This window comes from Providencia sp. PROV130 (assembly GCF_028482225.1).
GTDB lineage: Bacteria > Pseudomonadota > Gammaproteobacteria > Enterobacterales > Enterobacteriaceae > Providencia > Providencia rettgeri.
In genome coordinates this window covers 129404-152024 of the sequence record NZ_JAMPQC010000007.1, presented here as the reverse complement: position 1 = coordinate 152024, position 22621 = coordinate 129404, and the positions used below count along the sequence as shown (strand labels likewise).

The 22621-nt window shown below is 42.3% G+C and carries 21 protein-coding genes and 1 pseudogene; 14 read left to right on the top strand and 8 right to left on the bottom strand.

Annotated elements, in window-relative coordinates:
- Window positions 1–547: pseudogene (locus PSF28_RS06905) on the bottom strand (signal recognition particle-docking protein FtsY); the annotation flags it as partial.
- A gap of 276 nt (window positions 548–823) precedes the next feature.
- On the opposite strand from PSF28_RS06905, the gene rsmD reads away from it, so the two are divergent.
- Both rsmD and PSF28_RS06895 read left to right on the top strand, forming a co-directional pair.
- Window positions 824–1405: a 16S rRNA (guanine(966)-N(2))-methyltransferase gene (gene rsmD / locus PSF28_RS06900; protein WP_210838010.1), complete on the top strand. Its 582-nt coding sequence runs from the start codon at window positions 824–826 to the stop codon at window positions 1403–1405.
- Window positions 1406–1415: 10 nt separating this feature from the next.
- Window positions 1416–1712 (top strand): DUF1145 family protein, encoded by a 297-nt coding sequence (locus PSF28_RS06895; RefSeq protein WP_004908141.1) that lies wholly within the window; start codon window positions 1416–1418, stop codon window positions 1710–1712.
- A 5-nt stretch (window positions 1713–1717) separates the two neighbouring features.
- Here the strand turns inward: PSF28_RS06895 and PSF28_RS06890 are convergent, their stop codons facing one another.
- The gene (locus tag PSF28_RS06890) at window positions 1718–2071 is read right to left on the bottom strand and encodes a DUF2500 domain-containing protein (protein ID WP_210838008.1); all 354 of its coding nucleotides are present in this window, start codon (window positions 2069–2071) and stop codon (window positions 1718–1720) included.
- A gap of 121 nt (window positions 2072–2192) precedes the next feature.
- Between PSF28_RS06890 and PSF28_RS06885 the strand changes: the two genes are divergently transcribed.
- The 3 genes from PSF28_RS06885 to PSF28_RS06875 all read left to right on the top strand — a co-directional run bounded on the left by PSF28_RS06885 (window position 2193) and on the right by PSF28_RS06875 (window position 6509).
- Complete coding sequence (locus PSF28_RS06885) at window positions 2193–2822, top strand: lysoplasmalogenase (RefSeq protein ID WP_210838006.1); 630 nt, start codon at window positions 2193–2195, stop codon at window positions 2820–2822.
- Window positions 2823–2981: 159 nt separating this feature from the next.
- On the top strand, window positions 2982–5384 hold the full coding sequence (locus PSF28_RS06880) for a zinc/cadmium/mercury/lead-transporting ATPase (protein ID WP_272684816.1): 2403 nt from the start codon (window positions 2982–2984) through the stop codon (window positions 5382–5384).
- A 198-nt stretch (window positions 5385–5582) separates the two neighbouring features.
- Window positions 5583–6509: an Rpn family recombination-promoting nuclease/putative transposase gene (locus PSF28_RS06875; protein ID WP_272684815.1), complete on the top strand. Its 927-nt coding sequence runs from the start codon at window positions 5583–5585 to the stop codon at window positions 6507–6509.
- 55 nt (window positions 6510–6564) lie between these two features.
- Here PSF28_RS06875 and tusA read toward each other — a convergent pair whose 3' ends face one another.
- Window positions 6565–6813, bottom strand: coding sequence for a sulfurtransferase TusA (tusA, locus tag PSF28_RS06870; protein ID WP_004258596.1), 249 nt, complete (start codon window positions 6811–6813; stop codon window positions 6565–6567).
- A 168-nt stretch (window positions 6814–6981) separates the two neighbouring features.
- Between tusA and PSF28_RS06865 the strand changes: the two genes are divergently transcribed.
- A complete protein-coding gene (locus PSF28_RS06865; protein ID WP_004908130.1) occupies window positions 6982–7650 on the top strand; it encodes a 7-cyano-7-deazaguanine/7-aminomethyl-7-deazaguanine transporter in 669 nt (222 codons plus the stop codon).
- A 92-nt stretch (window positions 7651–7742) separates the two neighbouring features.
- Here PSF28_RS06865 and glpC read toward each other — a convergent pair whose 3' ends face one another.
- From glpC to glpA, 3 genes are read right to left on the bottom strand one after another with little or no spacing between them, the layout of a single operon-like run.
- A complete protein-coding gene (gene glpC / locus PSF28_RS06860; RefSeq protein WP_272664375.1) occupies window positions 7743–8936 on the bottom strand; it encodes an anaerobic glycerol-3-phosphate dehydrogenase subunit GlpC in 1194 nt (397 codons plus the stop codon).
- Window positions 8933–10228: a glycerol-3-phosphate dehydrogenase subunit GlpB gene (gene glpB, locus PSF28_RS06855; RefSeq protein WP_210837998.1), complete on the bottom strand. Its 1296-nt coding sequence runs from the start codon at window positions 10226–10228 to the stop codon at window positions 8933–8935. Before glpB ends, glpC begins: the two co-directional genes overlap by 4 nt.
- The gene (gene glpA, locus PSF28_RS06850) at window positions 10218–11873 is read right to left on the bottom strand and encodes an anaerobic glycerol-3-phosphate dehydrogenase subunit A (RefSeq protein WP_210837996.1); all 1656 of its coding nucleotides are present in this window, start codon (window positions 11871–11873) and stop codon (window positions 10218–10220) included. Before glpA ends, glpB begins: the two co-directional genes overlap by 11 nt.
- A 436-nt stretch (window positions 11874–12309) precedes the next feature.
- Here glpA and glpT point away from each other — a divergent pair, with 436 nt between their 5' ends.
- Entirely contained in the window at window positions 12310–13659 is a 1350-nt protein-coding gene (glpT, locus tag PSF28_RS06845; protein ID WP_210837994.1) for a glycerol-3-phosphate transporter, read from the top strand.
- A gap of 103 nt (window positions 13660–13762) precedes the next feature.
- On the top strand, window positions 13763–14836 hold the full coding sequence (gene glpQ / locus PSF28_RS06840; protein WP_272664379.1) for a glycerophosphodiester phosphodiesterase: 1074 nt from the start codon (window positions 13763–13765) through the stop codon (window positions 14834–14836).
- A gap of 70 nt (window positions 14837–14906) precedes the next feature.
- On the opposite strand, the gene epmA is transcribed toward glpQ, so the two are convergent.
- Window positions 14907–15884, bottom strand: a complete 978-nt coding sequence (gene epmA / locus PSF28_RS06835) for an elongation factor P--(R)-beta-lysine ligase (RefSeq protein WP_210837991.1) — start codon at window positions 15882–15884, stop codon at window positions 14907–14909.
- 799 nt (window positions 15885–16683) lie between these two features.
- Here epmA and frdA point away from each other — a divergent pair.
- From frdA to frdD, 4 genes are read left to right on the top strand one after another with little or no spacing between them, the layout of a single operon-like run.
- Window positions 16684–18480: a fumarate reductase (quinol) flavoprotein subunit gene (gene frdA / locus PSF28_RS06830; RefSeq protein ID WP_102137997.1), complete on the top strand. Its 1797-nt coding sequence runs from the start codon at window positions 16684–16686 to the stop codon at window positions 18478–18480.
- Window positions 18473–19207 carry a succinate dehydrogenase/fumarate reductase iron-sulfur subunit gene (locus PSF28_RS06825; RefSeq protein ID WP_210840142.1) on the top strand — a complete coding sequence of 245 codons (735 nt, stop codon included), beginning with the start codon at window positions 18473–18475 and terminating at the stop codon, window positions 19205–19207. The genes frdA and PSF28_RS06825 overlap by 8 nt, the downstream gene beginning before the upstream one ends.
- Before the next feature lie 14 nt (window positions 19208–19221).
- Complete coding sequence (gene frdC, locus PSF28_RS06820; RefSeq protein ID WP_004258617.1) at window positions 19222–19617, top strand: fumarate reductase subunit FrdC; 396 nt, start codon at window positions 19222–19224, stop codon at window positions 19615–19617.
- A 15-nt stretch (window positions 19618–19632) separates the two neighbouring features.
- The gene (gene frdD, locus PSF28_RS06815) at window positions 19633–19986 is read left to right on the top strand and encodes a fumarate reductase subunit FrdD (RefSeq protein ID WP_004258620.1); all 354 of its coding nucleotides are present in this window, start codon (window positions 19633–19635) and stop codon (window positions 19984–19986) included.
- 63 nt (window positions 19987–20049) lie between these two features.
- Here the strand turns inward: frdD and tetR are convergent, their stop codons facing one another.
- Window positions 20050–20649, bottom strand: coding sequence for a tetracycline resistance transcriptional repressor TetR (tetR, locus tag PSF28_RS06810; protein WP_210840143.1), 600 nt, complete (start codon window positions 20647–20649; stop codon window positions 20050–20052).
- Window positions 20650–20730: 81 nt separating this feature from the next.
- On the opposite strand from tetR, the gene tet reads away from it, so the two are divergent.
- Window positions 20731–21933 carry a Tet(A)/Tet(B)/Tet(C) family tetracycline efflux MFS transporter gene (tet, locus tag PSF28_RS06805; RefSeq protein WP_272664382.1) on the top strand — a complete coding sequence of 401 codons (1203 nt, stop codon included), beginning with the start codon at window positions 20731–20733 and terminating at the stop codon, window positions 21931–21933.
- Between the two features lie 78 nt (window positions 21934–22011).
- Window positions 22012–22593 carry a TetR/AcrR family transcriptional regulator gene (locus tag PSF28_RS06800; protein WP_272684814.1) on the top strand — a complete coding sequence of 194 codons (582 nt, stop codon included), beginning with the start codon at window positions 22012–22014 and terminating at the stop codon, window positions 22591–22593.
- Window positions 22594–22621: the final 28 nt, after the last annotated feature.

Below are 22621 nucleotides of genomic sequence, written 5' to 3'. Positions count from 1 at the left end.
GACGTTCACGTTCGGCTTGTTCTTCGGCAGCTTGAATTGCAGCTAACTCGGCTTGGCGACGCTGCTCTTCCGCTTCCTCTGCCGCTTGAATCGCGGCTAACTCAAATTGACGCTGACGTGCCATTTCTTCTTCAGCAAGACGCATTGCTTCCGCTTCTTGGCGTTCACGCTCGGCTTTTTCTTCCGCCAGTTTTTTCTCTTCGGCTTCTTGGCGTGCTTGTTCCGCTCGCTCTTGGGCAGCTTGAAGTTCTGCTAGCTTAGTTTCCCTCTCGCATTCAGCTTGCTCGGTTGCCGCATCAATCGCAGCTTGTTGTGCTTCATACTGACGCTGAGCTTCATCTTCTGCCGCTTTAATAGCAGCTTGCTCAGCTTGATGTTGACGTTCCGCTTCGGCTGTTGCGGCATCAACTGCAGCTTCATGGGTTGATTGGTTTTCGACGTCGTTAACTACATCATTCTGTTGAACTTCTTGTTGCTGGGTTTCTTCTTCATTTTTACGCCCAAACCCTAACCATGAAAAAAAACCTTTTTTCTTGTCTTTAGCCATTTGCCACTACACTCCTCGCGGTAAAAATATGGCACTCGATAATCAAATCGCAATAAAATTATATGCAGTCTACCATTTCATCGCTCAGCAACACATATCTGAAAGAAAAATCCTGCCAATTTAATCTGAATTTTCGTGTTAAAACTGTGAAAATGAAGCTCTATAATTGAAATACGGCCAATCAAAGATAACAACACTGCAACTTATCGCCTGACAGGTATACAATAGTAACAATCAAATTTAAGTACATAAACCCGTTAAGCAGCAATAAACATTATGGCAAAAAAACCACAGTCCCCCTCTTTAGGGCAAATTCGTATTATCGGTGGAAAATGGCGCGGAAGAAAGCTGCCAGTTCGTGATAGTGAGGGCTTACGCCCAACTACAGACAGAATTAAAGAAACATTATTTAACTGGTTGATGCCAATCATCCGAGATGCGCGTTGCTTGGATTGCTTCGCAGGCAGTGGCTCACTGGGCTTTGAAGCTCTTTCTCGTTTTGCAGAAACAGTCACCTTTATTGAGCTCGATAAACAAAACGCACAATTATTGACTGAAAATAAAACTCGCTTACAAGCCGACAACGCAACCGTAGTGAATCACAATAGCCTAAATTTTTTAAGCCAAGCAGGTACACCTTTTGATGTCGTTTTCATTGACCCACCATTTCGCAAAGGGCTACTCAATGAAACCATTCAATTGTTAGAAAAAAATCAATGGTTAGCTGAAGAAAGCTGGATATACGTTGAGTCAGAAGCGGAGTCACCACTTACTGACATTCCAGCTAACTGGCAACTTCATCGCGAAAAAATAGCTGGGCAAGTCGCATATCGCCTTTTTATTCGAACTTCACTTTAGGGACAAAAACATGTTTATCAATATTGGACGCCTGCTCATGATTTGCGTTTGGGGTTTTATGGTCTTTAACCTCGTCCATCCATTCCCTAAGCCATTGAAATATTTTATGGATATTGCAATGGTGTTCATGGTATTTATGCATGCACTGCAAACTATTTTCCTGAAAGCAACGCTTCCTAAAGGGGAAAAAATCTCTGGTTTAGTTCAACTACGCATTTTCTTTTTTGGCGTATTCGAAATGCTAGCCATGCAGAAAAAAACTAAAGCGGCTTTAGAAGAAGCAAAGAAAAGGCAATCAGACCAGTAAAAACTTTATGATGCAGGCTCAAAACGAATAAACCGAGTTCCTTGCATCGTGAGTTTTCCTTCACTGCCTAACACAACGCTTTGGTATTGTTCTTCTGTCACAATCGTTTTGATAATTTCGCCGCTTGAGCGTGTTTTGAAATAAATTTCATAGCGGAAGGTTTCAGGGGAAACCACATCTCGTTCACGAGAACGCATGTTAGGATAAGGGTAATCCTTTTTGTTATCCACCTTGACCAAATAACTCACTGGCAAAGCGTTATCATTAATTTCATTTTGCTTACGTTGGTCAAAAAAACGCTTAGTGGCGAGAACTGCAATGACCGCTAAAACAATGATCAATAATATGGGCTTGTTCATAATGTATGCTTTTTGCTTAAAAAGTCCGTCATGATAGTTTATCTTATTTAACTAAACAGGACACGTTTCTAAGTTGCCAGATCACTGCCGTGTCATTCATTGAACATATAAGGATGTGTATATGATTAGTTGGCCATTCCTCGCAGTACTCTTTTCTGGTTGGTTATATGTCGATGCCGCCTATCGAGGACCTGGGTGGCAACGTTGGTTATTTCGCCCGATCACGCTGCTGCTTTTATTACTTTGGGGGTGGAGTTCCGATGATCTTAACCTGCAAAACTACCTCATTCTTGCTGGGTTGCTAGTTTCTCTTGTTGCGGATCTTTCTCGTATGCTTTCAAGTGAGCACTTACTAGCTTCTGTCGCATTGATGTTCTTAAGTTATTTGATTTACACCATCAGCTTTGGAATGCAGCTAAATTTCGGGCTCTATCTACCTTGGCTAGCTGCCCCTCTGATTATCGCTGCCATTACTTTAGTATTTATTTGGGGCAAACTTGATAATCTTCAAGCCATTGTTTTTGCATCACTAATAATGTGTATGATTATGGCGTGGGTTGCTGGTGACCAATATTTTGGTCTCGGTCGTGAATATAATTTTTCAATCATGGTTGGTGCGTCTCTGCTATTTCTTTCTAACTGTGTTTGGCTAATAGCTCGATTCCGTATTCCTTTTAAAGCCTCAAAAGCCGTTGTTGCAGCGCTCTATTTCCTTGGGCAGTTCTTTATTGTGCGGGCAATCTACTTGTAATTAGCGTCTACATAAGACTATGCCAATTGACTAAAAGTGCTATTTGAGAATTTTATCAATTGGCTCCCTCTTTTGGGTTTGACTCTGGAGTAGACTCCAGAGTGTAGACTTATCAACAATGAATGATAAAACGGATCATTGCTTGATAAGGGGGCGCTTATGCACTCACACTCTCATAAAGAAAATCATGTACATAGCAGTTCTTGTTGCTCTAGTAACAGTACTTGCTCATCTGCTATCGCTGAAAATGACAAAAAAGTGAGTAACGACTCACATACTTCCGAGCACAGTACAGTGAAGAAAAACCCTGATGACGATGAAGAAGCTCATCATCATATCGGGGACCATTCTGCGCATGAGCATGCAGTAAATGACAATCATCATGAGGGACATAACCACCAGCATGGTAGTAGCTGTGGTTTAACTCCGGATGTCGCGAATGAAGTTGAGCCTACCCAAGCGGCTAGCCAGCGCTTTAGCTGGATAATCCGTGGTATGGATTGCCCAAGTTGCGCAAATAAAATTGAAACTGCAGTTAAGCAAATCAGTGAAGTAAAACAAGCCAAAGTATTATTTGCCACAGAAAAACTTGTGGTTGATGCCAACACCGATATTAGTGTGGCAGTTCGCTCTACCGTTGAAACTGCGGGTTATGAATTACTTGAAGTCGGTAGCAATAGTGCGGCAGCTGCTCCACCTCCAAGCTTACTCAGCGAAGCTAAGCCCGTTATTATATTAGCGATTTTGATGGCTATTAGTTGGGGAATTGAATTTATCAATCCCCAGTTGGGTAATATTGCCTTTATTTTAACCACCCTATTTGGGTTATATCCGATTGCTCGTAAATCACTGCGCTTAATGCGAACGGGTTCACCTTTTGCCATCGAAACATTGATGACGGTTGCCGCAATAGGCGCAATCTTTATTCAAGCAACAGAAGAAGCCGCAATGGTTATCTTACTGTTTATGTTAGGCGAAATGTTGGAATCTTATTCTGCCGGAAGGGCCAGACGAGGTGTTAGCGCCTTAATGGCACTGGTTCCAGAAGATGCCGTTTTAATCAAAAATGGGCAAAAAACAACTATTCCTGTTGCGCAGTTACGTCCCGGGGACATTATCGAAATCGCACCAGGTGGGCGTTTACCTACCGATGCCGTGTTAGTATCTGGTTTTGCCAGCTTTGATGAAAGTGCGTTAACGGGTGAATCTGTACCTGTCGAACGTAATGTTGGAGATAAAGTGGCTGCAGGCTGCTTATCTGTTGATAGAGCCGTTCAAATGCAGGTGGTATCAGAACAGGGTCAAAATGCGATTGACCGCATTTTACAGCTGATTGAAGAAGCAGAAGAACGTCGTGCACCAATAGAACGTTTTATTGATCGCTTTAGCCGTGTATACACACCAATCATCATGCTGATTTCCGCATTAGTGATTGTTATTCCACCTATTTTCTTCAGCGCACCATGGGAAACATGGATTTATCGCGGGTTAACACTGTTATTGATTGGTTGCCCTTGTGCATTAGTGATTTCAACCCCTGCAGCAATCACCTCCGCGTTAGCAACTGCTACACGGCGCGGGGCCTTAATTAAAGGTGGCGCAGCACTTGAACAGCTGGGCACTGTCACCACAATTGCTTTAGATAAAACAGGCACACTGACTGAAGGTAAACCCCATGTCACTAACTTAGTCCCTGTTGAAGGCTTGTCAGAAAGTGAATTAGTACAAATCACCGCATCTGTTGAAGTTGGCTCTCACCACCCACTTGCTAAAGCAGTAGTTAATAAAGCGGAAGAACTTTCTTTGACTGTCACTGAAGCGCAAGAGCGTAAAGCACTGGCAGGAAAAGGAATTGAAGGATACCTTAATAACAAACATATCCTTGTTAGCGCACCAAACCGCCTTGATACGCCATTAAACAGTGAGTGGCAAAGTAAAGTAGAAACCTTAGAAGCAGAAGGGAAAACGGTTGTTGTCACACTCGAAAATAACCGAGTGATTGGTTTAACCGCACTGCAAGATACATTGCGCAAAGATGCTGCGGATACGATGAGCATGCTAAAAGCGCTCAACGTGAATGCCGTGATGCTGACAGGTGATAACCCTCGAGCAGCAAGTGCTATTGCAGGCCAATTAGGCATGGAATACCGCGCGGGGTTATTACCGGAAGATAAAGTCACTGCGGTTATGGAGCTTAACCGAAACCACAGCACGATGATGGTCGGTGATGGCATTAATGATGCTCCAGCAATGAAAGCGTCTAGTATCGGTGTTGCCATGGGCAGTGGTACGGATGTGGCATTAGAGACTGCCGATGCCGCGTTAACTCATAACCGTTTAACTGGGCTCGCAGAGATTATTGCGCTATCTCGCGCAACACGAAAAATCATTCGTGAAAATATTGCGATTGCCTTAGGGTTAAAAGCCGTATTCCTCGTCACCAGTTTGTTGGGAATTACCGGGCTTTGGGTCGCCGTTCTTGCTGACTCCGGTGCAACAGCACTCGTAACAGCAAACGCAGTGCGCCTATTACGCGTTAAATTACCTCAAGTGAAAAAGTAATTTATATCAACTGATTTAAACGCCACAATAAGTGGCGTTTTTTCTTTTACAACCTTTCCAATAAATAATTTAATTACAATATGTTAAATGAAATTTCAACTTAAGAATTAAGACTAACTTTTTCTCCATCAACCCCAGATTCCGCTAAAATGCATTTTGAAAATCACTCTTTTGGCAAGGTACTAGCGGGTATTAGGTATGGTAAAAAATCACAGTTCAACGCCACATGACGCTGCATTTAAAGGATTCATGTCTAAAATTGATAATGCACGTGATTTTTTTTATATTCATTTGCCCGACCATATTAAGCAATTATGTGATTTCGACACCTTAACAATAACCAATTCTTCATTTATCGATAAGCAACTTCGTTCTCGGTTATCTGATGTTTTGTATAGCGTTGGGACACAACAAGGCGAAGGGTATCTTTATATGTTAGTTGAACACCAATCAACACCCGATAAACTAATGAGCTGGCGAATGATGCATTATGCGTTCCTTGCCATGAACCAACATTTACAACAAGGCCATAGTGAGTTGCCACTAGTTGTCCCCATTCTGTTTTATCACGGTAAGACAACACCTTATCCATATTCTCAACCGTGGGCAAACTGCTTTCCATGGCCCGAAATTGCATCAAACTTATATAGCCAACCATTTCCGCTCGTCGATATTACTGTCATTGATGATAATGAACTCGTAAATCATCGCAAAGTTGCGGTTATGGAACTCGCGATGAAGCATAGGGACTTAAGAGATAACATAGAAAAAGTCACGCAGTTGCTAGCTGAAGCGATGAATCAAAATTATCATCATAGCGATGACATCATCACTATTTTCAATTACTTATTTATTACTATGGATTCACCTCACTTTGAAATAGTGGTTAATCAACTTATTGATCAAATTGAAAATAACCAAGAGGCGATTATGAACATTGCACAACGATTAAAAAATCAAGGAATACAAGAAGGTATTGATATCGGTGTAAATAAAGGTATAGATATTGGAGCAAACAAAAAACAACATGAAGTTGCACTGAAAGGTTTACAACTCGGTACAAGTATTGAACTTATCAGCCAGCTTACTGGATTAAGTTATAAGGAAATATTAAACCTGCAATAATAACCCCCACCTCTTGGCAGGGATTAACACACAAAATGAAATTAGCTAATGGCAGCTAGCTCGATTTTTTACGTAACAAATAACGATACGGGGCATTGTCAGCCTCTACCGCTAATAAATCATGCTCCATAAAGCGGCAGAAACCTGGGATATCGCGTGTGGTTGCTGGGTCATCAGCAATAATTAACAAGGTTTCCCCATCAGCCATATTACGAACTGTTTTGCGCACTAACATCACAGGCTCTGGGCATCGTAACCCTAGCGTATCAAGGGTTTTCGTTGGATTAGCAAATAAATCAGACATTAAAAAACACTTCTAAAAGGAATCAATAGACTGATTATATAATAAAATGCTCATTGATAAATGAACAGTTTTGCTTTTGTTGCGCAACGAGCGTATGATGCGCTGTTCCCAAATGTTGGGATGTATTTCATGGGTTCCCTCACCCCATTGTGACTAAAAAGGTACAATATGTTTAATTTTACTGCGCAGCAAAAAGCCACTGCGTTAATTTGGCTTTCGTTATTTCATATTTTAATCATTACCTCTAGTAACTACCTCGTGCAGTTGCCAATTAATATTTTTGGCTTCCATACCACTTGGGGTGCTTTTACTTTTCCATTTATTTTCCTTGCAACAGATCTAACTGTCCGTATTTATGGCGCACCGCTTGCACGCCGGATCATCACCGCCGTTATGCTGCCCGCACTATTAATATCCTATGTTATTTCAGCGTTATTTTTCCAAGGTGAATGGCAAGGTTTTACCGCTTTATCTGAGTTCAACCTATTCGTTGCGCGTATCGCCGCGGCAAGCTTTATGGCTTATGTACTTGGTCAAATATTAGATGTCAGTGTATTCAATAAGTTACGCCAAAATGCGCGTTGGTATGTGGCTCCTGCCTGTGCTATGTTCTTTGGTAACTTAATTGATACTATCGCATTCTTCTTTATCGCATTTTTCCGTAGTAGCGACCCATTTATGGCTGCAAACTGGGTCGAAATTGCATTAGTTGACTATGTTTTCAAGCTACTTATTTGCATGCTGTTTTTCTTGCCTGCTTACGGTGTGCTTTTGAATTTTATCTTGAAATATTTCTTTGCAAACTCAGATAAAAAACAGTTAGTCAACCAGCACTAAACAAAAAAAGGAGATAGCTAAATGCTATCTCCAAATGAATTTAACTGAGCTAAAACAAAGAATAACAACCCTACAATTCGATAAGTAACAGATCACAAAGCTTTTGCTAGGAGTGAAATCGGGTGCTCACACTTCTTACTTGTCGACATCTCAATCTGCCACTTACAGGTTTCACAGTCAGTAATCACCATATCAGCGCCACTTTCTTCGATTTGGCGGAATAATCCTGCGCCAATCCCTTGAGAAACTTCATAGTTTTCTTTTTTGAAACCATATGTACCAGCGATACCACAACATTGTGAATCCAGCACAATCAACTCCACGCCCGGTACACGCTTAATTAACTCTAACGTATAGGAAGTCCAACCCATTTTTTCCATATGGCATGGTGTATGATAGGCCACTTTTAAAGGCGTATGTTTCAGCTTGAGTTCGCGCCCTTCTTCAAGTAAACGATAAATATAACGCGTTGCGAGTTCGATGTTATCCCTCATCGCAGAAGTATCGACATCTAAAACATGTGTATATTCATCACGGATGGTAAACGTACACGTTGATGAAGTTGCAACAACAGGTATATGTTTTTCAAGGATAGTTTCTTGCAAGGACTCTAAATTAACATTGGCTTGACGCTTCGCCTGTTTCATAAAACCATTGGCAATTAACGCCACGCCACAACATTTTTCACGCTTAAGTAATTGAACGCCAATATTCATGCCATTAAAGACTTTAATTAAGTCCTTACCTAATTGAGGGTGGTTGTAATTTACATAACAACCATGGAAGAACGCAACTTGCTCTTCAAATTTAGCTTGTTCCGCAGCTTGTTTTGCGTACCAGCGGCGGAAAGTCCCAAACGAATATTTAGGTAATTCACGGCGATGGTCTATTTTCAATGCTTTATCAAGGATTTGACGTACAGGTTTTAGCCCTGTAATGGTATTCACCACGGGTGCAAAAGGCGTTGATAGCGAGCCCATTAAATCTGTATGGCTAAGAATTGCATCACGAATTTTAGGCTTCTGTTGGCTATAAGTATTGCGAGCGCGAGCAATGATATCACCAATTTTCACATCCGACGGACAAGCCACTTCACAACGCTTACAATTCGTACAATATTTAAGTGCTTCGTCATATAACATGGGGTCTTTTAAACGTAAACGCTCACCATCTGGCCCTGCTTGTTTTGGCCCCGGGTACAATGGATTAACTTTTGCGACAGGGCAATAAGTAGTACACACAGTGCATTTAATACAGCTTTCAAAGCTTGCATCTTGAATACTCATTGCGCCACCTCCGCCTGCATCGCTTTATTTTTACTCATTTCATTGATTATTTGATTCGCTGCATATAATGCGCTAATCATTGATACGCCCGCGCCACAGCCTTGAGTAAGGGGGTCAAAACCACCTAATACGGCACCTGCCACATAAAGATTAGAAATCGCTTTCCCTCCCTTTTGTGCCCGCAGTTTTTCATCGGTTTTCACGCCAAAAGCCATATAAGGCTGGGAAGCGAAAAACTCTTTATTGGTCCATTTTGCACGTTCTGAAATTTCACACAAATCCAACTGCATCAATGGCTCATATACTCTGTCAAACTCAGCCGCTAACCCATTGTTAAAAAAGCTTCCTGTTGCTAAAACAAATTGCTTTGCTTTTAATGAAATATCACCATGGTTACGAGTTTGTACCGAATTAATTACCCCATCGATACAATTCACTGAAGTGACTTTATCACCCGGCATCACAATACCGCCTTGGCGACGAAATTGACGCAATAACAGCTCATGTAAGCGAATACCTAATAATGATGGCGGTAACGTCGGCAGCAAGAATAAGGGTTTGCCTAACCGTTTTTGTAACTCAATTAATGGCTCATCACTATCAAGTCCTACACAAGCAGGCATGAATATGGTGTCAGCATCAGCAACTAATGGGAGAATTTCTTCAACCATTTGCGCCATATTCTCCGGCCGATCCAACCAACGAGCGACATTAATTGCCCTAAACTCACTCGGGTTTTCTCTCAAACGATCAAGTAAAGGTAAATGAACATAATGAGAACTGGCTTCTACCCCATCACGTTGTAGTTCACTCGCTACCATTTGTGGCTGAAAATCTAAAAAACCTTCAATACCAACAACCGCAATTTTTCCCATTGCCATTTTTTGATGTAAGCCCACCGTTGGGACAGACTCAGGGCTGAGCCATGTCATGCGCTTATGGCCTAAAGGTGTAATGCGATAATGATTTTCTTCACAAGCCCCTTTTAAATGGACTCCTGATTGCTGCAATATTGATTGTGCCATATGCGCTAGCTCAGTAACTTGCGATTTTCCAATTAAACTATAAGGGTGAGCTGGCGACTGTTCCTTTAACGCATCAAGCATTTCTAATGGCTTTTCAGCAACTTGCCCATCCGGTAAGTGTGTGAGTAAATCTAATGAGCCTGAAGAAAAATGCAGCGCATTTTGCCCAGCACTAACAATTGCACAAGACAGGCCTGATTGTGTTAAACGAATACCACAAAGTAAACCTGCTAGGCCGCCGCCCATTACCACAGCATCATATTTCATTATCAGCCTCCTTCTGTGCATCCTTGCCTAATGTCGCTTCGTTCATGCCACATAATCCATGATATACCCAACTGGTAAATTCACTTTCACGCAGTGCATCCCCCCAAGCAATTGGACGTACACCTTTCCATCGCTCATTCAGGAAGTGGCCCAGTTGTTGCTCTGTTTCATGAGGCGTTGTGACATTAAAACGATTGAGTAAGCCTGCAGCCCGGCAAGCACATAATTCACCTTGGCAAGTTCCCATACCCACTCGGGTACGGCGCCTTAAATCAAGCAAGTTATTGACCGTCAATGAATTAACAGCATAACGTACTTCACCAGCAGTAACGGCTTCACACTCACAGACTAAACTTTTATCGAGCCTATCCGTACTGAGAATGGCAGAAGCTCTGTCACCATGACGGTAAACCGCTGAACCACGAATAGGGGCAGGAATAGAAACAACGTTACGTAAGGCTTCTTCTGCGCTGTGCTGCGAGCCTGGTAACGACGCTTCTGCGGTTGTACATTTGGCACTGTGACCCAGTTTTTCGCAAACTTTATCTGTAGCCCATTCCGCCATCAGGCGATAAGTCATCAACTTGCCACCCGTAATGGTGATGAAACCTTCTAAGCCATCACGTTTAGCGTGGTCTAACAACACAATACCACGGCTCACATTACGCCCTGATGGGTCATCATCACTGGCAACTAATGGTCGAACGCCTGCATACGCACGTAAAATGCGCGTTGTCGCAAGTGCAGGAGACAGCATTGAACCTTCGCGAATAAGGATATCCACCTCTTCAGGGGTGACATACATATTATCAATTTGATCATATTCAATATGAGTCGACGTGGTGCCAATCAGGGAAATCGTATCGCCGGGAACTAAAATATCGGCATCTGCAGGTTTACGGCAGCGGTTTATCACCATGTTATTCAAGCGGTGGCCTAAAATTAATAGTGCGCCTTTTGCTGGGAACATTTTAATTTTTAATTCGCCATACTCTGCGATTTTTTGTCCCCAAATCCCGCCAGCATTAACAACAATTTCTGCATAAATATCATACTGTTTCTTGGCATGGTGATCATAAACCGTCACGCCACGTACCGTATCTCCATCCCGAATCAAACCAATGACTTCGTGATAAGTTAACACTTTCGCGCCATGCTCTCTGGCATCTAACATATTTGCCGCTGTCAAACGAAATGGGTCAACCGTGCCATCAGGAACACGAACCGCACCTATGAGATGAGGGTTAACGGAAGGTTCAAGGCGAATCGCCTCTTTAGGGTCAATCGCCGTTGCATTAATACCTGCAGCTTGGCAAGCCGTAATGAATTGTTGCTGATACTCTAAGCTGTCTTCGGGGAGGGTAATAAACAAACCATCTGTTCGCTCAATACAGTGATGCGCGATACGCTTTAAAATCTTGTTCTCTTCTATACATTCTCTGGCAGATTCTCCATCTGTGACTGCATAACGCGCGCCACTGTGAAGTAATCCATGGTTACGCCCAGTCGCTCCAGTCGCAATATCATGCCTTTCGAGCAAAACGGTTCTTAGACCTCGGCGAGCGCAGTCACGAGCGACCCCTGCACCTGTTGCGCCACCACCAATAATGATGACATCCGTTTCAGTCACAGATGAGCCATTCATGTCGCATTCCTCACATTAATAAACGTTTCTATAATAGATAAGTATAGGTTCTATTTTTATAATCTATTATTAAATATAGCCCAGAAACGCGATCAATGTTTGATAAGGAACAAAAACGAAAGTGATAGATCCATTTTTAGTGTTTTAAAGAGCAAAATCGTGATGAAAATCACAAAATAATTAACATTTCTAGTTCCATTCTATTCACAAATGTCATTTACTATGCAACTTCATAAACAAAATCAATAATTGTGCGTTGGATTACAGATAAATTGTTTTTTAACGACTACAATTTAGAGCAATTAAGAAAATAAAGACTCTTAAATTACTCGATTATTTTCGTTTTTGTTACTTCACCAATAATAAACACTCAATCTTTCTCTGAAACAGAGAAATGGAAGTGTAAATAAAAATTAGCATGCCATCGGAGGCGTATATGTTAAGCATTTTTAAACCAGCACCTCATATACAGAGGCTGCCAGCTGATAAGGTAGATCCTGTCTATCGTAAGCTTCGCTGGCAGATCTTCATGGGTATTTTCTTTGGTTACGCAGCGTATTATCTAGTCCGAAAGAACTTTGCGTTAGCGATGCCATATCTTGTTGAACAAGGTTTCTCTAAAGGTGACCTTGGTTTTGCATTATCAGGGATCTCAATTGCTTACGGATTTTCTAAATTTATCATGGGGTCGTTTTCCGACCGCGCAAACCCGCGTTATTTCTTACCAGCAGGTTTGATTCTCGCCTCCGCGGTGATGTTAGTCATGGGCTTCGTGCCATGGGCAACATCGAGCATCATGGTCATGTTCGTATTACTGTTCCTTTGTGGTTGGTTCCAAGGTATGGGTTGGCCTCCTTGTGGACGTACCATGGTTCACTGGTGGTCACAAAAAGAACGTGGTGGTATTGTTTCGGTTTGGAACTGTGCGCATAACGTTGGTGGCGGTATCCCACCATTACTGTTCATGTTAGGTATGGCATGGTTTAACGACTGGAAAGCCGCACTGTATATGCCTGCATTGGCCGCTATCCTCGTTGCGATTATTGCATTTGCATTAATGCGTGATACCCCGCAGTCTTGTGGTCTTCCACCCATTGAAGAATACAAAAACGACTACCCAACAGACTATAAAGCATCCGATGAAGAAGAGTTAACAGCAAAAGAAATCTTCATGAAGTATGTTTTCCCGAACAAACTGTTATGGATGATTGCAATTGCTAACGTGTTCGTTTACTTACTGCGCTACGGTGTTTTGGACTGGTCTCCAACTTACCTACGTGAAGTAAAACACTTTGCAATGGACAAATCTTCATGGGCTTACTTCTTATATGAATACGCAGGTATCCCAGGAACATTACTGTGTGGTTGGATGTCGGATAAAGTCTTCCGCGGTAACCGTGGAGCCACTGGTGTGTTCTTCATGGTTCTGGTAACCATCGCAACTATCGTGTTCTGGATGAACCCAGCGGGTAACCCAAATATTGATATGGCATGTATGCTGATCATCGGTTTCTTAATCTATGGTCCTGTTATGTTGATTGGTTTACACGCCCTTGAACTTGCACCGAAAAAAGCAGCAGGTACAGCCGCAGGATTTACTGGCTTGTTCGGCTACCTCGGTGGTTCTGTAGCAGCAAGTGCTATCGTCGGTTATACCGTAGACTACTTCGGTTGGGACGGTGGCTTCGCAGTCATGATCGGTGGTTCAGCATTAGCGGTTGTTCTACTGTTTATCGTCATGTTGAGCGAAAGCAAACATAAACGTGAATTAGCAAACTCACAATAGACATTCATCAAATGTTCATTGTTAATCGCTAGACTCGTGGGCTATATCAAAAAATGATGTAGCCCATTTTTTTACCCAAATAAAGTGCCAAGGAGATATAATCATGAGCTTTCCATTAAAAACATTGGTGGCTAGTATGGTTTTAGTGATGTCAGTGTCTGCTGTAGCTCAAGCTTCAAGTAAAGTTGTCATTGCACATCGTGGTGCAAGTGGTTACTTACCGGAACATACCCTACCTGCAAAAGCAATGGCTTACGCACAAGGTGCTGATTTTCTTGAGCAAGATTTAGTTATGACGAAAGATAACGAACTTGTGGTCTTACATGACCATTATCTCGATCGCGTAACAGATGTTGCTGAACGTTTCCCTGATCGCGCCCGTAAAGATGGCCGTTACTATGCGATTGACTTTACCCTTGATGAAATCAAATCACTCAATTTTACAGAAGGATTTGATATTGTTGATGGCAAAAAAGTCCAAAGCTATCCGAACCGCTTCCCGATGGGCAAATCAGACTTCCGCGTTCATACCTTCCAAGAAGAGATTGAATTTGTTCAAGGATTAAACAAATCAACGGGTAAAAATATTGGTATCTACCCAGAAATTAAGGCCCCTTGGTTCCACCTACAAGAAGGCAAAGATATCACCAAGAAAACACTCGAAGTTCTTAAAGAATATGGCTACACCACCAAGGATTCCAACGTTTATCTACAATCATTTGACCCAAATGACCTAAAACGTATCAAAAATACCTTGATGCCAGAAATGGGGATGGATCTTAAATTAATTCAATTGATTGCTTACACCGATTGGAACGAGACTCAAGAACAAAAACCTGACGGGACGTGGGTCAATTACAATTATGATTGGATGATGAAACCGGGTGCTATGAAAGAAATTGCCACTTATGCAGATGGCATTGGCCCTGATTATCATATGCTAATTAGTGAAGAATCCACACCAAGCAATATCAAAGTGAATGGCATGGTCAAAGAAGCCCATGACAACAAAATGGCGGTTCATCCGTTCACTATCCGTGTTGATAAGCTGCCAAAATACGCCAAAGATGGGCAACAACTTTATGACATCATTTATAACCAAGCCGATGTCGATGGTGCCTTCACCGACTTCCCTGATTTAGGGGTTAAGTTCTTAGAGCAACAGAAACAAAAATAGTTTTCTGGGACAAAACAAGAATGCAGCCATTTGGCTGCATTCTCTTCAAGTTGACCATCTTAATTTAAATTTAAGCGATAGTGACAGGGAATGCGATCACATCACTGATTTTATCTGCATTTAAAGCAATCATAATCAGCCTATCAACCCCAACAGCGACACCAGAGCAATCAGGTAAACCATGCTCTAAAGCCGCGAGCAAGTGCTCATCAATAGGTGCGGTAGGTAGCCCCATAGCCGCTCGCTTACGGTTGTCTTGTTCAAATCGCTGGCGTTGTTCGCTTACATCAGTGAGTTCATGGAAACCATTCGCCAGTTCCATTCCCTTATAATACACCTCAAAACGCTCAGCAACACGATGATCTTCCGTGCTAATCACGGCAAGAGACGCTTGGGTTGCAGGGTAATGATACACAACAGCCGGTTTTTCTTTGCCAATATGAGGCTCAACACCCATGGTAAATAGCAGCTGTAGCAAGGTATCTTTATCTTCTTCAGTATCAGCGATATTGCTTAAATCTAAACGAGCTGCAACCTCGCGTAATTCACTTTTTTCAGCAGATAACGGGTCAATATCCAAATAGCGTAAAAACGCTTGTTGGTATGAAAGTAGCTCTGCACTCTCACATTCTAAAACTTGTTGCAGTAGGTCATCCACTTCATTGATCAAGCGGTACATATCAAAATGCGGACGGTACCACTCTAACATGGTAAATTCAGGATTATGATGTCGCCCTGCTTCTTCATTTCTAAAGCTACGACCTAACTGATAGATAGGACCACTACCGGCCGCTAATAAGCGTTTCATGTGGTATTCAGGGCTGGTCATTAAATACAAATTAATACCTTGCGCCGCACCAGGACCCACAAAACGCGTTTCAAATGGGACAAGATGAATGTCAGTGACTGTTGCCTGACTCATTGCGGGGGTTTCGACTTCAAGTACACAACGATCAGTAAAAAAACGTCTGATTTCCGCAATTATTTTTGCGCGCTGTAACAAGTTAGCGATGGGGGCGGTTGGCTGCCAATTCGCTATATCACTCATTAAGATGACTCCAAAATAAACTTAGTCGTGCAGTGTACCCACCTCACAGGCAACACACAATGCATTTACACTGATAATGCACATTTATCTGAACGTAAATACTTGCAACTGCCGACATGATGAGTAAGTAGAGATAGCCTGATTATCTCTTGCTTTATACGATTAGGCAAAGCCTTTACTTTGAGCTTTATGGTGTAGCGATGGAAAGAGTAATGAAAATAGCCTGAAACATGATTAATTCTTATATTATGTGACATATCTGTTACTAAAAAAGCGAAACGATTCGCTTTCTCAATCTATTTTAAAATTTTCTGTTCAAAATTAAATTTATTCTAAAAATAAATAGTGAGACTCCTCGCAAATTAGCATTCAATATGAATTAAACTCTTCAGCTATAATAATAGTATTAATCACTGATTATTGATAAAACCTGACTAATTCACTTGGTTTTATACACTAAAAGTTTATGTAAATTTAATGATAATTATTTGAAATTCCTTTTTATTCGATGTTAACAGCCTAGAAAATCGAGTGATGTAAAAACAATTTATAAAAAGAAGATCTACCTCACACTTTATCACTAAATTTGGCCAAAACCCCCCTCTATATCAAATTTATCTTGAGGACTATTCGCTATAATTCACAGCATGATAAGTCATTATTAGCTATTATATTATTTACTATTAAAAAACAGATATTTCGTAGTTTAGCTTTAAGTTGAACTGAAAATGACGTAGCTAATTATCAAAAGTATTTAAAAGAATTTATCAATTTTACACTTGAACAATGGAGAAGCGCAGTGCAAACCTTCAATGCCGATTTAGCGATTATCGGGGCCGGGGGCGCAGGCTTACGTGCAGCAATTGCTGCCGCTGAAGCAAATCCCAATATCAAGATTGCTCTGGTCTCAAAAGTATACCCAATGCGTAGTCACACTGTGGCCGCAGAAGGGGGATCAGCAGCAGTTACTCAGGCTCATGACTCCTATGACTATCATTTTAATGATACTGTAGCTGGTGGGGACTGGCTGTGTGAGCAAGATGTCGTCGATTATTTCGTCGAACACTGCCCAACAGAAATGACCCAACTAGAGCTATGGGGCTGCCCGTGGAGCCGTAAACCAGATGGTTCAGTTAACGTTCGCCGTTTTGGTGGGATGAAAATTGAGCGTACGTGGTTTGCTGCTGATAAAACTGGCTTCCACATGCTCCATACCCTGTTCCAAACTTCATTAAAATATCCACAAATTCAACGTTTTGATGAACACTTCGTTCTCGATATCATTGTTGATGAAGGCCAAGTTCGCGGTCTTGTTGCATTAAATATGATGGAAGGCACAAAAGTCCAAATTCGTGCAAACTCCATTGTCATGGCAACAGGCGGAGCAGGACGCGTTTACCGTTACAACACCAATGGCGGTATTGTTACTGGTGATGGCATGGGGATGGCATTCCGCCATGGTGTCCCTTTACGTGATATGGAATTCGTTCAATATCACCCAACAGGCCTCCCAGGCTCAGGTATCTTGATGACAGAAGGTTGTCGTGGAGAAGGTGGTATCTTAGTCAATAAAGATGGCTATCGCTATCTGCAAGACTACGGAATGGGACCTGAAACACCACTGGGTAAACCTGAAAATAAATATATGGAACTGGGTCCTCGTGACAAAGTTTCCCAAGCCTTCTGGCACGAATGGCGTGCAGGCCGTACGATCAGCACTCACCGTGGTGATGTCGTCTATCTGGATCTTCGTCACCTTGGCGCAGAAAAACTGCATGAGCGTTTACCATTTATTTGTGAATTGGCGAAAGCCTACGTGGGTGTCGACCCAGTGACAGACCCAATTCCTGTTCGCCCAACCGCTCACTACACTATGGGTGGTATCGAAACGGATCAACGTACAGAAACGCGCATTAAAGGCCTATTTGCCGTTGGTGAGTGTTCTTCTGTTGGCTTACACGGTGCAAACCGCTTAGGTTCTAACTCATTAGCTGAATTAGTGGTATTTGGTCGCTTGGCCGGTGAAGAAGCCGCTCGCCATGCTGCTGAAGCAACACCTGCCAATGCAAATGCTATCGAAGCCCGTACCCGTGATATCGAAGCTGACCTCAGTAAACTCATGAACCAAAAAGGGAAAGAGAGCTGGTCGAAAATTCGTGACGAAATGGGTATTTCAATGGAAGAAGGCTGCGGTATCTACCGTACTCCTGAATTAATGCAAAAAACCGTTGATAAGATTGCTGAACTGAAAGAACGCTTCAAACACGTCGAAATTACTGACCATAGCAGCGTATTTAACACTGACCTACTGTACACCATTGAATTAGGCTTTGGCCTTGATGTGGCGGAATGTATGGCTCACTCTGCAATCAACCGCAAAGAATCACGTGGTGCACACCAACGTCTCGACGAAGGTTGTACTGAGCGTGATGATGTGAATTTCCTTAAACATACTTTGGCATTCTATAACCCAGAGGGCTCCCCTCGTTTAGAATACAGTGATGTGAAAATCACGAAATCTCAGCCAGCTAAACGTGTTTACGGTGCCGAAGCTGAAGCTCAAGATAAGGCGAAGAAGGAGCAAGCTAATGGATGATATGAAACACCTAAAAATGGAGATCATGCGTTACAATCCGGAAACGGATAGTGAGCCCCATTTGGTGACGTATGATGTCCCTTACGACGAGCAAACTTCTTTGTTAGATGCGTTAGGCTATATCAAAGATAACCTCGCTCCAGACCTATCTTACCGCTGGTCTTGTCGTATGGCGATTTGTGGTTCTTGCGGCATGATGGTTGATAAAGTGCCTAAACTGGCGTGTAAAACATTCCTGCGTGAATACCCGCAAGGTATGAAAATTGAGCCATTAGGTAACTTCCCAATCGAGCGCGACCTTGTTGTTGATATGACTCACTTTATTGAGCGTTTAGAGGCGATCAAACCGTATATTATCGGTAATGACCGTAAACCTTCTGAGGGCCCAAATAAGCAAACGCCTGCACAGATGGCCAAATACCATCAGTTCTCAGGCTGTATCAACTGTGGTCTGTGCTATGCAGCTTGTCCACAATTTGGACTGAACCCAGAGTTCATCGGCCCAGCCGCGATCACATTGGCAGAGCGCTACAATTTAGATAACCGAGACCATGGTGCGAAAGAACGCATGACCTTATTAAACGGTGACAATGGTGTCTGGAGCTGTACGTTTGTAGGCTACTGTTCTGAAGTCTGTCCTAAGCATGTCGACCCTGCTGGTGCTATTCAGCAAGGGAAAGTTGCCAGCGCGCAAGACTTTGTTATCGCCATGCTGAAGCCACGATAAGGAGAATTGAAGTCATGACTACGAAACGTAAACCCTATGTCAGAGAAATGAAGGGCGACTGGTGGCAAAAGCTGGGTTTTTACCGCTTTTACATCATGCGTGAAAGTACCTCCGTCCTTCAGGTCTGGTTCAGTATTTTAGTCCTGTATGGGGTATTTGCGCTGAAAAGCGGTCCAGAATCATGGGCTGGCTTTGTTGGGTTCTTAAGCAACCCAATCATTCTTATCATTAACATCATTACATTGGCTGCGACATTGCTGCATACCACGACGTGGTTCAACCTTGCGCCAAAAGCCGTCAGTATTATTGTGAAAGATAAGAAAATGTCTGATGAGCCTATCGTTAAAGGCTTCTGGGCTCTCACGATTGTTGTTACGGCGGCAATCTTAGCAATCGCATTGTTATTTTAATCTAAGGAGAATCTGATGAATCTAACGCCTAAACGTTCCGATGAGCCGATTTTCTGGGGGTTATTTGGTGCAGGTGGTATGTGGAGTGCCGTGATTGGCCCTGCAATCATCATTCTGTTAGGAATTTTAATTCCTCTCGGTGTGGCACCAGAAATGCTGAGCTATGAGCGCATTATGGCATTTAGCCAAAGCTTTATCGGCCGCGTATTCTTATTATTGATGATTATTTTGCCAGTGTGGTGTGGTATGCACCGTATTCACCATACGCTGCACGACTTTAAAATCCATGTCCCTGCGACCAAATGGGTTTTCTACGGTGGCTCAGCAATCATTAGTGTAATTGCAATTATTGGTGTATTTACTCTGTAAATAATTCAATCACACATTATTTTAATGAAAGGTATGACTGCGCATTGTCATACCTTTTCTTTTTTAGGGCTTAAAACCTCGAATAAGTGATTCTAAACCAAACAAAAATGCTTCTGTTCCGTCATCATTATCCATGATTTGAACAGCTTCCTTTAATAACAATGGCATAGCCCCATCTTGTTCAACATCTCTCTCAGCCATTGCCGCCAAATGTTCTTGCTGTTCAAGTACTGAACCTAATGTAAAGTGCCCCACTGCACTCACTGCGTAAAGGCCACTTTTTAATGAAAAACCGCTACCAACCATAAACTGCAATTGTTTTTCCACCGTGGCGTATTGCTCTGCACTAGGCCGCGTGCCTAAATGTACCTTTGCCCCATCACGGTAGCTAAGTAAGGCTCGACGAAAACTTAGTGCATTATGGCGCAAGAACTCCTGCCACGTTTCACCTTCAACAGGTAATGGATGGTCATGATGTCGTTTTAACATTTCAACCGATAATGCATCCAACAATGTGCGCTTGTTCTTCACATGCCAATACAGCGTGGGTTGCTCAACCCCGAGCTTTTGGGCCAATTTTCGCGTTGTCAGCCCCTCCATTCCCACTTCATTCAGCAAATCTAATGCAGCCGTAATAATGGTTTCTTTATCCAATCTTGCCATCGCTTTCCCCTTAATTTTCTATTGACACTCTATCACTGATAGGGATATATTCCAAATCTATCAATGATAGAGAAATAAATAATGAATAAATTTGCGATCACTGCATTAACGATCACCGCCCTTGATGCTATGGGGATCGGTTTGATCATGCCTGTTTTACCTGCCTTACTTCGTGAGTATGTAACCCTAGAAAACTTGGCAAATCATTACGGCATCTTGCTGGCTTTGTACGCCATCATGCAGGTGTTTTTTGCCCCAATATTGGGCAAGTGGTCTGATAAATTCGGCCGCAGGCCTATTTTGTTGATCTCCCTTGCCGGAGCCGCACTGGACTACAGTTTATTGGCTTTATCGAGCTCACTTTGGATGCTGTATTTAGGTCGTTTAATTTCAGGGATCACTGGCGCAACAGGCGCCGTAGCTGCTTCTGTTATTGCCGACAACACTGCCCCACAAGAGCGTACTAAGTGGTTTGGCCGATTAGGCGCAGCATTTGGGGTTGGGTTAATCGCCGGCCCTGCAATTGGTGGCTTCGCGGGGCAATTTTCCCCGCATTTACCTTTTGTTATTGCAGCTATCTTGAACGCATGCTCTTTTGTCGTGATCTGGCTTATTTTTAAAGATCAAAACAAAAATGCCATACAGAATGATCAAAATGAAACTGTAGAGCTGTCAGTTTCCTTCATACAGCTGATAAAACCCGTCATTTTGCTACTTTTCGTCTTTTTTATGGCACAGTTAATTGGCCAGATCCCTGCAACAACCTGGGTACTATTTACCGAAAATCGCTTCCAATGGAATAGTGTGCAAGTTGGATTATCTTTGGCAGGCTTAGGCGTTATGCATGCCCTATTCCAAGCTTTTGTTGCTGGTGCCATTGCCAAAAAATTCAATGAAAAGGTAACAATCATTGTCGGCTTTGTCGCAGACGGAAGCGCATTTATTATTTTGTCATTACTCACAGAAGGTTGGATGATCTACCCTACATTAATCTTACTCGCCGGCGGTAGTATTGCATTACCAGCACTACAAGGGTTAATGTCAGCTCACGTCAATCAAGCTAATCAAGGTAAATTACAAGGCGTATTGGTGAGTTTAACCAATGCCACAGGGGTAATTGGCCCATTACTATTTAGCTTTATTCTTGGCCTTACACTGGCAAGTTGGGACGGTTGGGTGTGGCTAATTGGTGCGATAATGTATGTTTTCTTGATCGTATTTATTTTATCTTTTTATAGAAGCAGCAGACAGATAGTTAAAATAGTGACACGACCGGCAAGCTAAATTTTAGCATATGAATATTAAATGCTATGATATCCCTATCAGATTTGCTTTTGGTACATGACGTTAAGAGATATTTCAATGACAATACAACCTAAAAAACCAAGAACAAAACCTGCGGAAGAAAGGCTTGATGACCTAATGAACGCAGCAGAAAAACTTTTTCTTTCCAAAGGTTTTGTCAATACTACGGTTAGCGAAATTGTCTTATCTGCGGATGTTGCAAAAGGAACCTTTTATCACTACTTCCAGTCAAAAAATGACATTATGGAAGCCTTACGCACTCGCTATATGGATTGGTATCTAGGCCACATCCAATCCGCTTTAGACTCACAAAAAAGTGCATCAGCCAAACTCCAATCATGGTGTGAAAATAGCGTCAAATACTATGTTGAAAAACAAAACATTCACGACATGCTATTTCATGACGAATACCACGGACGCAGTAATGATCATGAAACCCGTGCAATTGAACAGATTAAAGCTATTTTAGCTTTTGGTGAACAAAACAAAGCATGGCCAGAATTGCCACATGAATTGATGGCGACAATGATTTATCACTCCATGCATGCTGCTGTTGATAATTTAGCCAATAGTACTGAGTATGATCAACATACTTTGGGTGAGATCCTATACCAGCGATTCAGTCAATTGATCAACTAACACATTTAATACTGGGTTTTATTTTTCA